Raw genomic sequence first — 12,610 nt, 5'->3', positions numbered from 1 at the left:
TGAACTGATCACAGTAAGGTCACTAGGGTCTGCTCTCGAACCTCCGAGCGGGTGATCACTCAAAAGAAGGAGTTCACCTCCGTGGCGTCCCACCGTCGACCCAAGCAGCCGAGCCGTACGCGCGTGACCGTGCTCACGACCGCAGCCGCTGCCGCCGTGGCCCTCAGTGCCAATGCCGCCAACGCCGCGCCGAGCGAGAAGCCGAGCAAGGACGAGGTCAAGGCGAAGGTCGACGCCCTGTACGAGCAGGCCGAGCAGGCCACGGAGAAGCTCAACGGCGCCAAGGACAAGCAGGAGAAGCTCCAGAAGGAGATCTCCACCATCCAGGACAACGTGGCCCGCGGCCAGGGCGACCTGAACGAACTGCGGGACTCCATAGGCCTCGCGGCCGCCGCGCAGTACCGCACCGGCACCATCGACTCCTCGCTCCAGCTCTTCCTGTCGTCGAACCCGGACGACTACCTGGACAAGGCGTCCACCGCGGACCAGCTCAGCTCCCAGCAGGTCGAGGCGCTGAAGAAGATCCAGGAGAAGCAGCGCGAGCTGGCCCAGGACCGCGCCGAGGCCTCCGAGAAGCTCAAGGACCTCGCGAGCACCCGCACCGAACTGGCCAGGCAGAAGAAGTCCGTTCAGGGCAAGCTCGCCGAGGCGCAGAAGCTTCTCAACACGCTGACGGCCGCCGAGAAGGCATCCCTCGCCGCCGCCGACGCCCGCGCCAGCCGCTCCGCGAGCGAGCGCGTGGACCTCGGTGACGCCCCCGCCTCCTCCGCCCGGGCCCAGGCGGCCTTCAACGCCGCCCAGACCCAGCTCGGCAAGCCGTACGTCTACGGCGCCACCGGCACCGCCTCCTACGACTGCTCGGGCCTGACCTCCTGGGCCTACGCCCAGGCCGGCATCACCATCCCGCGCACCTCCCAGGCCCAGGCCAACGCCGGCACGCGCATCTACAGCATGAGCGACCTCAAGGTCGGCGACCTGGTGATCTTCTACAACGACCTGCACCACGTCGCCCTGTACGCGGGCAACGGCCAGGTCATCCACGCCCCGCGCACCGGCACGGTCGTGCGCTACGAGTCGATCAACAACATGCCGTTCCAGTTCGGCGTGCGGATCTGAGCCCCGTAGCCGCTCAAGATCACGACGACTCGCCGCCCGTTCGGGCGAATCACGACCACCACAACTGACTCCGCGCCCCGCCCATGACCTGCGTCTTGGGCGGGGCGTCACGTTGTGTGCCCGCGGAGGTCGTTGGATACCCCCCTGCCGCGGGGCTACTGTCGGCCGCGCTTCCCCTCATCGGGGAACGTCTGTGTCCGCCAGTGGAAGGAGCGCGGCTTCCCGTGGGGTTCCATCGCCGCCTTGTCCAGACGTCCGGGTTCAACCGGGGCGCCGGTGCCGCTCTGTGTGTGCTGTCCGCGGCGGCCGCCGCCCTCGGCGCCGTACCGGCCGCCGCCGCTCCGTCCGAAGGCACCCGGGCCGAGGTGGACCGCCTCTACGAGCAGGCCGAGCAGGCCACCGAGGCCTACAACAAGGCCGACGAGCGTGCCGACTCGCTGCGCGAGGAGGTCAGCACCGCACAGGACGCGATCGCCCGGCAGCAGGAGCGCATCAACTCCATGCGGGAGAAGCTCGGTTCACTGGCCGGCGCCCAGTACCGCTCCGGCGGCCTCGACCCGTCCCTCGCGCTGCTGTTCTCCGACGATCCCGACGACTACCTCGACAAGGCGGCCGTCCTCGACCGGATCAACGCGCGCCAGGCGGGCGAGCTGAGGGACCTCCAGGACGCCATGCGCGAACTCGCCCAGGAGCGCGGTGAGGCGGCCCGCAAGCTCGGCGAACTGGAGAAGAGCCGCAAGGCCGTCGCCTCCCACAAGCGGACCGTCGAGAGGAAGCTCGCCAGGGCGCGCGCGCTGCTCAACTCCCTGCCGTCCGACGAGCGCGCCGCCTACGACCGGGCCTCCCGCTCCGGTCGCTCCGAGATGCCCGACCTCTCAGGTGCCGCCGCGCCCTCGGGCCGGGCGGCCGCCGCCGTGGCCGCAGCGCAGTCCGCGATCGGCAAGCCGTACGTGTGGGGCGCCAACGGGCCGGGCGCCTTCGACTGTTCGGGCCTGATGCAGTGGTCGTACGCCCAGGCGGGCGTCTCCCTCCCGCGCACCTCGCAGGCCCAGCGCTACGCCGGGCGCCAGGTGCCGCTCTCCCAGGCGCGGCCCGGCGACCTGGTCACCTACCGGGGCGACGCCAGCCATGTCGGCATGTACGTCGGCAACGGCCAGGTCGTCCACGCCCCGTACCCCGGCGCCCCGGTGCGGTACGACCCGGTGGGCATGATGCCGGGGGCGACGGTCACGCGCCCCTGACCGACGGCGGCGATACCCGTACGATCGGGAAACATGGCTGGTCGAAGGCGGGCGTCGAGGCACGGTGTGGTGGTGCTGTGCCTGCTGCTCGCCTCGCTGGTGGCCTGCGGCGGGCGGCCGACGGCCATGGACACCGCCAGGGCAGACGTGCAGCGCGTCCTCGACCGGCGGGCGGCGGCCGTCCTGGAGCGCGACAAGGCGGCCATCGCCGAGACGGGTGCCGCGAGTTGGTTCGAGGACGTCAGCGCGGTGCCGCTGGCCTCCTGGGCCTACAAGGTCACCGGCGTCCACCGCACCGGCGCCACGGCCACCGCCGACGCCGAACTCCGCTACCAGGTCCAGGGGTACGACCAGGCCCCCGTCACCGTCGCCCGCACCCTGGACCTCTCCCTCGACGCGGCCGGCCAGTGGTACGTCGTCCGGGAGAAGCCCGCCAGGAAGGCCGCGCAGCAGTTGTGGGACCAGGGCGAGGTGACCGTCGTCCGCGGAAGACACAGCATCGTCCTCGGTGTCGGCCAGTCCGGCGAGAGACTGCACTCCTTCGCGGACCTGGCCGACCACGCCGTACCCGCCGTGTCGGACGCCTGGGGCACCCACTGGTCGCGGCACGTCGTCGTGCTCGTACCGAAGTCCCTGGCCGGCATGGCGGGGCTGCTCGGCTCACCGGCCTCCTCCTACCGCGGGATCGCGGCCGTCACCACCGGTGAGACGGGCGCCCCGCCGCAGGCGCCCGCGGACCGGATCATCGTCAACCCCGACGCGTACGGCCTGCTCGGCACCCTGGGCAGGCAGGTCGTGCTCACCCACGAGACCACCCATGTCGCCACCCGCGGGGACACCACCGCCGCGACACCGCTGTGGCTGTCGGAGGGGTATGCCGACTGGGTCGGCTACCGGGGCACCGGGCGCACCCCGGCCGAGGCCGCGCCGGAGCTGGAGGAGGCCGTGTCCGCGGGCCGGGTGCCCGCGGCCCTGCCGTCCGACGCGGACTTCGGCTTCAGCGGCAGCGCGTCCGGGCTCGCGATGTCCTACGAGGGCGGCTGGATGGCCTGCCGGATGATCGCGGACCGGTGGGGCGAGGCGAAGCTGGGCGCGTTCTACCGGTCCGTGGGCACACACGAGAAGCGCCCCGGGGCGGTGGAGGAGGCCATGGCGAAGGTGCTCGACACCGACCTGAAGTCCTTCACCGCCGAGTGGCGGGAGTACCTGCGCGCTCACCTCGACTGACCCAACAGCTCGACGGCCTCCGCCAGCCAGGCCCGCTCGGCCCGACTCGTCGCCCGCGCCACCCGCAGCATGCCCTGCCGGAACAGGTCGTCCGTCTCCTCCGCACGCACCGCTTCACCGCCGTCGTAGAAAAAGCTCGTCGGCGTTTCCAGGAACTCCAGCCGCCGCCGCAGCACGGCCGCCTGCTCGTGCCGGTCCGGCAGGTGCCGTAGAAACGCGAGGACGGTGTTGAAGCGGGCCTGATCGGTGATCTCGGCCTGCTTCGGGTTCCGCAGCCGCTCCAGGAGGTCCTCGCGGCCCCTCGCCGTGAGCGACAGCGTCCGCCGCGGCGCCGCGCTCGTCCCCGGCTCCGCGCGCTCGTCGAGCATCCCCGCCCTGACGAGCCGCGTGATCGCCGGATAGAGCGCCCCGTCACTGACGGGGCGGACATGGCCGGTGAGCGCCGTGATGCGCTCCTTGAGCTCGTAGCCGTGCAGCGGCTCTTCGGCGAGGAAGCCGAGGATCGACAGCTCCAGCACTGCATTTCCTCCTTGCGGGGGTAGTGGCGTCATGGTACCTCTTTTCGAGCTACCTCTAATCGAGGTAGCTCGTATCGAGGGGGATTCATCGGTGAACAGCCATCGCGAGGAGCTCGTCACGCTCGCCCGCCCCGTCTACCTCGGCCTCCTGGCCTCCGTCGCCGCCGGGGTCATCAACACCGTGTGGGTCTCCCGGCTCGGCGGGTCCGCCGTCGCCGCCGTGGCCGTGGCGACCAACACCGAGAACGTGCTGCTGGGCGTCGCGCTCGTCTTCGGCTCCGGCACGACCGTGCTGGTGGCGCACGCCCGGGGCGCACGGGATCCCGGCGGGGTGCGGGCGGCCGTGCGCGGCGGCGTGGCGCTGTGGGCGCTGGTGACGCCGGTGGTCGCGGTGGGCGGCTTCCTGCTCCGCGAGCCGCTGGCCCGGCTGGTGCTCGACGGCGGCCCGGCCGTGTCCCTGGCCACCGCCTACTTCGCGATCTCCCTGCCGGGCATCGCCGTCTTCTTCGCCCAGCAGCTCGTCGACGGCATCCTCAAGGGCGCCGGCGACACCCGCACGCCCATGCGGCTCGCCCTCCTCGCGAACGGACTGATCCTCGTCTGCGATCCCTTCCTGATCCAGGCCTACGGCGTCCGGGGGGCCGCCGCCTCGACCGTGCTGTGCCGGGGCGTGGCTCTCGGCGTGGGGGTGCTCGCCGTGCGCCGGAACGCGCTGCTGCGGTCCTTTGCCGGTGGCGGGATCCTGCTGCGCCGAGTGCTCACCACCGGGCTGCCCATGGCGGCAGACTTCACCGTGCGTCAGGCAGGTGCGCTGGTCCTCGTCGCGATCGTGGCGCGGCTCGGAGTGACGGCGGTGGCCGCGTACTCCATCGCCTACAAGGTCATGTACGTGGCGACGATGGCCTTCTACGCCGTGCGGCAGGCCGCCTCGATCCACACCGCGCGTCTGCGGGGCGCCGGGCAGGACGCGCGGCGGGCGGTCGGGCGGGAGGCGGTGGTCGTGTCCGGGGCGGTGGGGCTCCTGGCAGCGGTGCTGCTCTTCGTGACCGCGCCCTGGATCATGGCCGCCTTCGGCGCGGGCCCCGAAGTCGCCCACGACGGCGTGCTGTTCCTGCGCTGCGTCGGGCCGTACCTGCTGCTGATGGCGTGCTTCATCGCGCTCGGCGGGGTCTTCGAGGGCAGTGGCCAGGCGCGGGCGCTGCTGCGGGTGACACTGACCGGCACGGCGGTCCAGCTGGTGCTGGCGTACGGATGCACGGGCCTTGGCCTGCCCGGCGTGTGCCTCGCGCTCGCCCTCGCCATGACCCTTCAGTGCGGGGTCGTGACGGTGATGTTCCGGCGGGCGCATGCCCGGCTTCAGGAAGAGGTCGAGGTCTCGCGGGCCGGAGCCGTGGGCTGATCCGGTGCCGGGGTCGGCGGGGTCTGTTTCGGGACCGTCGACCGCCACAGCTCGCGCATTCCGATGACCGTGGCGAGGACCAGCAGGCCGTTGCGTACGAGCAGGAGGATGATGCCGCGCGGGGTGCTTCCCACGACGTCCGCGAACCAGATCGGGAACTCCAGGACCGTCACGAAGCACGCCGCCAGCACCAGGACGGCCGGCAGGCCCATCCGGCTCGCGCGGTAGCACAGACAGGCCGCCGCGAGGCCGACCAGCCACACCATGTACTGCGGGCTGATCACCCGGCTCGTGGTGGTGAACATCAGCACCGCCACCAGCGCCGCGTCGGCCGCCGTGTGCGCCTGGAACCGGGTGGCCGCGAGCCGCCACAGCAGCAGCAGTCCGAAGGCCATGCCGGTCAGCGCGAGCGCGGCCGTGCTGACGGCGGTCACCCAGGGGCCGAGGAACTCGACCGAGCCGTAGTTGAGCAGGACCGAGCCGGACCAGCCGTGGCGGCGGGCGATGTGGAAGACCAGGGAGCCCAGCGACTCCACCTCGGTGCCGCGCTCCCGCTGGAAGGTCAGGAAGGCGAAGGCCCCCGGCATCGCGACCGAGAACACTCCGGCGACCACCGCGACCGCCACCGCCGCCGAGGCCCAGACGCTCCGCCTGCGGACGCCGATCAGGATCAGCGCCGGCCACACCTTCAGCATGGCCCCGAAGCCCACCAGGGCCCCCGCCGCCTTCGGGTGCCGGGCGGCCGCGAGCACCGCCGCGACCGCCACCGCGGTCACCATCACGTCGTAGCGGGAGTAGACGGTCGGGCCGAGCAGAGGTACGCCCGCCACCCACACCCAGGCTCCCCGCAGCCGCCGCCCGGGACGCAGGCCCGCGTACAGCAGCAGGAGGAGGACCGCCAGGTCGGCGACGAAGGCAAGGACGAAGAAGGCCTGCGGGTACTCCAGGAAGGGCAGCAGCGCGGGGGAGAGGATCGCGAGGGCCGCGGCCGGCGGGTACTGCCAGGTCACGTCGGACTGCGGGAACGTTCCGGTACGCAGGACGTCGTACCAGCCCTGGTAGATGACCGACACGTCACTGGTGACGTCCGGGCCCGGGAAGACGTACACCTTGAAGACCCAGAGCAGGAGCAGCAGCCTGGTCACGCCCCAGGTCAGCAGCAGCCACGTCAGGGGCCGCCGCCCGGCCTTCGTCTTCACGTGGTTCCCTGCCGTTCGCCGTCGCCCTGAAATGGTCACTTGAGGGGAACATGATGTCCCGCACTCCTGTGAGGGTGCCATAAACGTGGCCGCGCCCGGCTGTGAGCAGCCGGTTCGGTAGTCTCGGCCGCGATGCACAAGACCCTGATCGTGACGAACGACTTCCCGCCCCGCCCGGGTGGCATCCAGGCGTTCCTGCACAACATGGCGCTGCGCCTCGACCCCGAGCGCCTGGTCGTCTATGCCTCCACCTGGAAGCGGAGCCGGGAGGGCGTCGAGGCGACCGCCGCCTTCGACGCCGAGCAGCCGTTCACCGTCGTACGGGATTCCACGACCATGCTGCTTCCCACGCCCGGGGCGACCCGGAGAGCGGTCGGGCTGCTGCGTGAGCACGGCTGTACGTCGGTGTGGTTCGGGGCGGCCGCGCCGCTCGGGCTGATGGCGCCGGCGCTCAGGAGAGCGGGTGCCGGGCGACTGGTGGCCACGACCCACGGGCACGAGGCGGGGTGGGCCCAACTGCCCGCCGCGCGGCAGCTGCTCGGCCGCATCGGGGAGTCCACCGACACGATCACCTACCTCGGCGAGTACACGCGGTCCAGGATCGCCGCCGCGCTGACGCCGGCGGCCGCCGCACGGATGGTGCAGTTGCCGCCGGGGGTCGACGAGAAGTCCTTCCATCCCGGGTCGGGCGGCGACGCCGTGCGGGCGCGGCTGGGGCTGGCGGAGCGGCCGGTGGTGGTGTGCGTGTCCCGGCTCGTGCCGCGCAAGGGCCAGGACACGCTGATCCTCGCCATGCCGCGGATCCTCGCGAAGGAGCCCGACGCCGTGCTGCTGATCGTCGGCGGCGGGCCGTACGAGAAGGGCCTGCGCAGGCTCGCGCACGAGACGGGGGTCGCCGCCTCCGTCCGCTTCACCGGAGCCGTGCCCTGGGCCGAGCTGCCCGCGCACTACGGCGCCGGGGACGTCTTCGCGATGCCGTGCCGGACCCGGCGGGGCGGGCTCGACGTCGAGGGGCTCGGGATCGTCTACCTGGAGGCCTCCGCGACCGGCCTGCCCGTCGTCGCAGGGGACTCCGGAGGTGCTCCGGACGCCGTGCTCGACGGCGAGACCGGGTGGGTCGTGCGGGGCGGGTCCGTCGAGGAGACCGCCGAGCGGATCCTCGTCCTCCTCGGGGACGCGGAACTGCGGAGGCGGATGGGGGAGCGGGGGCGGGAGTGGGTCGAGGAGAAGTGGCGGTGGGATTTGTTGGCGGAAAAGTTGAAGGCATTGCTCCAGACCAAGGGCTAGCCGGAGGCGGATAATCCGCCGATGCTGCGCGCATGACAGCAAAACTGATGCAACGTCAGCTGACTAGACGTCAGATCCTTGGTATGGCCGCCCTCCAGACGGCGGCCACTCTCGGCTTCACCCGAGTCGGGCTCGAGTCGGCCCGTGCGGACGAGCCCGCCGCGGTCGAGTCCGCGCCCGCCATCGTCGTCGGCTCCGGCTACGGCGCCTCCGTCGCCGCCCTGCGCCTCGGCCAGGCCGGCATCCGCACCCTGGTCCTCGAGATGGGCCGGCTCTGGAACACCGCCGGACCCGACGGCAACGTCTTCTGCAACACCGCCAACCCCGACCAGCGCTCCATGTGGTTCCGCTCCCGCACGGAGGCGCCGCTGGCCACCTTCCTGTGGCTGGACGTCGTCAACAAGGACGTCAACCCCTACCCCGGCGTCCTGGACCGGGTGCACTTCCCCAACATGTCCGTCTTCGTGGGCCGCGGGGTCGGCGGCGGTTCCCTGGTCAACGGCTCGATGGCGGTCACCCCGCTCCAGTCCTACTTCGCCGAGCAGTTCCCGACCGTCGACACCGCCGAGATGTACGGCACGTACTTCCCGCGCGCCCGCGCCATGCTCGGCGTCAACACGATCGACCCGGCCTGGTTCGAGTCGACCGAGTGGTACCAGTTCACCCGGGTCTCCCGGAAGCACGCCGGCAACACCGGCCTGAAGACCACCTTCGTGCCCAGCGTCTACGACTTCGGCTACATGCAGCGCGAGGCCGCCGGCACCGCCACCAAGTCCGCCCTCGGCCAGGAGGTCATCTACGGCAACAACCACGGCAAGAAGAGCCTCGACAAGACGTATCTGGCGTCCGCGCTCGGCACCGGCAACGTCACCATCCACACCATGGAGAAGGTCACCGGCATCAGCCGGGCGGGCGACGGCAGTTGGGTGCTGACCGCCGACCGGATCGACTACACCGGCGCGGTCGTCGAGACCAAGCAGTACGGCTGCACCTATCTGTTCCTCGGCGGCGGCAGCCTCGGCACCAGTGAACTCCTGCTTCGGTCACGGCAGTCGGGGACCCTCCCGGCGCTGGACACGAGCGTCGGGGCCGGCTGGGGACCCAACGGCAACACGATGCTCGGCCGGGCCAACCACCTGTGGGACACCGTCGGCGCCAACCAGTCGACCATGCCGGTCATGGGCATCGACGACTGGGCCAACACCGACAACCCCGTCTTCGCCGAGATCGCGCCCTTGCCCACGGGACTCGAGCACTGGGTCAGCCTCTATCTGGCGATCACCAAGAACCCGCAGCGCGCCAGGTTCTCGTACGGCAGCGGCGGTCTGAGCCTCGACTGGAGCAGCGCGCAGAGCTCGGTCTCCTCCGGCATGGCCAAGAAGCTCTTCGACCGGATCAACTCCGCCAACTCGACCATCTACCGGTACGACCTCTTCGGCTCCCCCAGCAGGGTCTTCGCCGACGACTTCACCTACCACCCGCTCGGCGGCTGCGTGCTGGGCAGGGCCACCGACAACTACGGCCGGGTGAAGGGCTATTCGAAGCTTTACGTCACCGACGGCTCGCTGATCCCCGGCAACATCGGGGTCAACCCGTTCGTCACCATCACCGCCCTCGCCGAACGCACGATGGCGCGGGTCCTCGTGGAGGACACCGCGCCATGACGCTCGGTCAGGAGGTGTACTACTTCGCGTAGATCGCCTCGATCTCGTCCGCGAAGTCCTTCGCCACCACGTTCCGCTTGAGCTTGAGCGAGGGCGTCAGGTGGCCCGTCTCCTCCGTGAACTGGGAGGACAGAATGCGGAACTTCCGCACCGATTCCGCCTTCGACACCGCGGCGTTGCCGTCGTCGACCGCGGCCTGGATCGCCGCGTTCAGGTCCGCGTCCCCGGCCAGCGACGCCGCGGTGGAACCCGCCGGCTTGCCGTGCTCCTCGGCCCAACGGCCCAGGAACTCCTCGTCGATGGTGACCAGCGCGCCCACGAACGGCCGCCCGTCGCCCACCACCATGCACTCCGCGACCAGCGCGTGCGCCCGGATACGGTCCTCGATCACGGCCGGGGCGACGTTCTTGCCGCCCGCGGTGACGATGATCTCCTTCTTGCGGCCGGTGATCCTGAGGTAGCCGTCCTCGTCGAGGGTGCCGATGTCACCGGTGTGGAACCAGCCGTCGGTCAGCGCCTCGGCGGTCGCGGCCTCGTTGTTCCAGTAGCCCTTGAACAGGTGCTCGCCGTGCAGCAGCACCTCTCCGTCGTCCGCGATCCGGATCACCGAGCCCGGCAGCGGCTGCCCGACGGTGCCGATCTTCGTACGGTCCCAGGGGTTGAACGCGGTCGCGGCACAGGACTCGGTCAGGCCGTAGCCCTCCAGGACCGTGAAGCCGATACCGCGGAAGAAGTGCCCCAGGCGCTCGCCCAGCGGGGCACCGCCGGAGATCGCGTACTCGCCACGACCGCCCAGCACGGCCCGCAGCCTGCTGTAGACCAGTTTGTCGAACGTCCTGTACTTGATCTTCAGACCGAGCGACGGGCCCGACGGGGTGTCCAGGGCCTTGCTGTAGGCGATCGCCGTGTCGGCGGCCTTGTCGAAGATCTTGCCCTTGCCGTCCGCCTGCGCCTTGGCGCGCGCCGAGTTGTAGACCTTCTCGAAGACGCGCGGGACGCCGAGGATCAGTGTCGGCCGGAAGGACGCCAGTTCGTCGGTGAGCTGCTTGATGTCCGGGACCATGCCCAGCTTGATCGGCGCCATCATCGGCGCGATCTGCACCAGCCGGCCGAAGACGTGCGCGAGCGGCAGGAACAGCAGGACCGAGCACTCGCCGGTGCGGAACAGCGGGCGCAGCCGCTCCACGATGTTGCCGCACTCCGCGAAGAAGCTGCGGTGGGTGAGCACACAGCCCTTGGGACGGCCGGTGGTGCCGGAGGTGTAGACGATGGTCGCCGGGTCGTCGGCCTTCGCCAGCGAGCTGCGCTCCTCCACGGCCGCGTCGCTGATGTCCTCGCCCGCGCGGGCCAGCTCCTCGATCCCGCCGCCCTCGATCTGCCAGACGTGCTTCAGGGCGGGCAGCGAGTCGCGCACCGACTCGACGGCCGCGGTGTGACCGTCCAGCTCCACGACGCAGGCGGTCGCGCCCGAGTCGCCGAGGATCCACTGGATCTGCTCCGGCGAACTGGTCTCGTACACCGGCACGGTGATCGCGCCCGCGCTCCAGATCGCGAAGTCGAGCAGCGTCCACTCGTAGCGGGTGCGGGACATCAGGGCGACCCGGTCGCCCGGCTGGACGCCGGAGGCGATGAGCCCCTTGGCGGTGGCGTGCACCTCGGCCAGGAAGGCCGTGGCCGTCACGTCCTGCCACTGGCCGCCCACCTTGCGGGCGATGACGGCGACGTCGGGATGCTGCGCGGCGTTTCTACGGACGATATCGGTGAGATTGCCGTCCGCAGGGACCTCGTACAAAGCCGGAAGGCTGAACTCGCGCAAGACTGCTGCTCCTCATAGGGCGCCGGCGCCACGACGTTGTGTGATGCGACGGTCGGTCCAAGGCTCGGGCAGGTGCTCAGGGATTCGGTAGTTGAATGCTGAGCACGACTGGACTGCCCGGACGTTACCCGCCGGTATGCCTTCTTCGACAGGGGGTCTCGGCGAGATGTTCGCTGCGTCACACGGATTGGGGTTTCTTCGCGCACAGTAGTCCACCTACTTACCGACTGGCCAGTAACCGCAGGGCCGGACGCCACTGTTCACGTATGCCGCACAGGCTTACCCTTGATCGTCATGGCACCCACACCGGCGGGAAACCGGAAGACACGCGTCCACGTGGTCAGTGATGTGCACGGCAACGCCCGTGACCTGGCCCGAGCCGGCGAGGGCGCCGACGCCCTGATCTGTCTCGGTGACCTGGTGCTGTTCCTGGACTACGCCGACCACTCGCGCGGCATCTTCCCCGACCTGTTCGGCGTGGAGAACGCGGACCGCATCGTGGAACTGCGCACCGCCCGCCGTTTCGAGGAGGCCCGCGAACTCGGGACCCGGCTGTGGGGCGGGATCGGTGCCGACCGGGGCTCGGTGATCGAGAAGGCGGTGCGCAAGCAGTACGCCGAGATGTTCGCCGCGTTCCCGACACCGACGTACGCGACCTACGGCAATGTCGACATGCCGCCTTTGTGGCGGGAATTCGCCGGGCCCGGTACGACCGTGCTGGACGGTGAGCGGGTGGAGATCGGCGGCCGGACGTTCGGCTTCGTGGGCGGCGGACTCAGGACCCCTATGCGCACGCCGTACGAGATCAGCGACGAGGAGTTCGCGGCGAAGATCGAGGCGGTCGGCGAGGTGGACGTGTTGTGCACGCACATCCCGCCGGAGGTGCCGGAGCTGGTCTACGACACGGTGGCGCGGCGGTTCGAGCGGGGCAGCCGGGCGCTGCTGGCCGCGATCCGCCGTACCCGGCCCCGGTACTCGCTGTTCGGTCATGTCCACCAGCCCCTGGTCCGGCGGATGCGGATCGGGGCGACCGAGTGTGTGAACGTGGGGCACTTCGCGGGGAGTGGGAAGCCGTGGGCGCTGGAATGGTGAGTCCGTCCGCGCGGTAGCCTTCACGCTGCACAGACGTGCGTACCACCCTTC

10 protein-coding genes are annotated in these 12,610 nt (G+C 70.7%); 7 read left to right on the top strand and 3 right to left on the bottom strand.

What is annotated here, in order from left to right; translation table 11 throughout:
- Positions 1-81 precede the first annotated feature (81 nt).
- The 3 genes from ACFVYN_RS08315 (at position 82) to ACFVYN_RS08305 (ending at position 3,584) form a co-directional block, all read left to right on the top strand.
- Entirely contained in the window at positions 82-1,116 is a 1,035-nt protein-coding gene (locus tag ACFVYN_RS08315; protein WP_389994273.1) for an NlpC/P60 family protein, read from the top strand.
- Positions 1,117-1,340: 224 nt separating this feature from the next.
- Positions 1,341-2,357 (top strand): NlpC/P60 family protein, encoded by a 1,017-nt coding sequence (locus ACFVYN_RS08310; protein ID WP_389994270.1) that lies wholly within the window; start codon positions 1,341-1,343, stop codon positions 2,355-2,357.
- A 33-nt stretch (positions 2,358-2,390) separates the two neighbouring features.
- Positions 2,391-3,584 carry a hypothetical protein gene (locus ACFVYN_RS08305; RefSeq protein ID WP_389994268.1) on the top strand — a complete coding sequence of 398 codons (1,194 nt, stop codon included), beginning with the start codon at positions 2,391-2,393 and terminating at the stop codon, positions 3,582-3,584.
- On the opposite strand, the gene ACFVYN_RS08300 is transcribed toward ACFVYN_RS08305, so the two are convergent.
- Positions 3,572-4,102, bottom strand: coding sequence for a PadR family transcriptional regulator (locus ACFVYN_RS08300; protein WP_389994265.1), 531 nt, complete (start codon positions 4,100-4,102; stop codon positions 3,572-3,574). The two genes, ACFVYN_RS08305 and ACFVYN_RS08300, sit on opposite strands and share 13 nt — an antisense overlap.
- Before the next feature lie 91 nt (positions 4,103-4,193).
- Here ACFVYN_RS08300 and ACFVYN_RS08295 point away from each other — a divergent pair, with 91 nt between their 5' ends.
- Positions 4,194-5,501, top strand: a complete 1,308-nt coding sequence (locus tag ACFVYN_RS08295; RefSeq protein WP_389994264.1) for an MATE family efflux transporter — start codon at positions 4,194-4,196, stop codon at positions 5,499-5,501.
- Here ACFVYN_RS08295 and ACFVYN_RS08290 read toward each other — a convergent pair.
- Entirely contained in the window at positions 5,459-6,700 is a 1,242-nt protein-coding gene (locus ACFVYN_RS08290; protein ID WP_389994262.1) for a glycosyltransferase 87 family protein, read from the bottom strand. The two genes, ACFVYN_RS08295 and ACFVYN_RS08290, sit on opposite strands and share 43 nt — an antisense overlap.
- 132 nt (positions 6,701-6,832) lie before the next feature.
- On the opposite strand from ACFVYN_RS08290, the gene ACFVYN_RS08285 reads away from it, so the two are divergent.
- Positions 6,833-7,987, top strand: coding sequence for a glycosyltransferase family 4 protein (locus ACFVYN_RS08285; RefSeq protein ID WP_389994259.1), 1,155 nt, complete (start codon positions 6,833-6,835; stop codon positions 7,985-7,987).
- Between the two features lie 83 nt (positions 7,988-8,070).
- On the top strand, positions 8,071-9,651 hold the full coding sequence (locus ACFVYN_RS08280) for a GMC oxidoreductase (protein WP_389994256.1): 1,581 nt from the start codon (positions 8,071-8,073) through the stop codon (positions 9,649-9,651).
- A 19-nt stretch (positions 9,652-9,670) separates the two neighbouring features.
- On the opposite strand, the gene ACFVYN_RS08275 is transcribed toward ACFVYN_RS08280, so the two are convergent.
- Positions 9,671-11,467, bottom strand: a complete 1,797-nt coding sequence (locus tag ACFVYN_RS08275) for an AMP-dependent synthetase/ligase (protein ID WP_389994253.1) — start codon at positions 11,465-11,467, stop codon at positions 9,671-9,673.
- 336 nt (positions 11,468-11,803) lie between these two features.
- Between ACFVYN_RS08275 and ACFVYN_RS08270 the strand changes: the two genes are divergently transcribed.
- The gene (locus tag ACFVYN_RS08270; RefSeq protein ID WP_389994307.1) at positions 11,804-12,559 is read left to right on the top strand and encodes a metallophosphoesterase; all 756 of its coding nucleotides are present in this window, start codon (positions 11,804-11,806) and stop codon (positions 12,557-12,559) included.
- Positions 12,560-12,610 lie beyond the last annotated feature (51 nt).

The sequence above is a fragment of the Streptomyces sp. NPDC058307 genome, assembly GCF_042880295.1.
GTDB lineage: Bacteria > Actinomycetota > Actinomycetes > Streptomycetales > Streptomycetaceae > Streptomyces.
Note: the sequence above shows the minus strand (reverse complement) of the source record. Positions and strands in the feature narration are given on the sequence as shown.

Excerpts from the sequence above, each read along its gene's own strand:
- ACFVYN_RS08280 (WP_389994256.1), top strand. The coding sequence starts at position 8,071 with ATGGCCGCCCTCCAGACGGCGGCCACTCTCGGCTTCACCCGAGTCGGG.
- ACFVYN_RS08305 (WP_389994268.1), top strand. The coding sequence starts at position 2,391 with ATGGCTGGTCGAAGGCGGGCGTCGAGGCACGGTGTGGTGGTGCTGTGC.
- ACFVYN_RS08285 (WP_389994259.1), top strand. The coding sequence starts at position 6,833 with ATGCACAAGACCCTGATCGTGACGAACGACTTCCCGCCCCGCCCGGGT.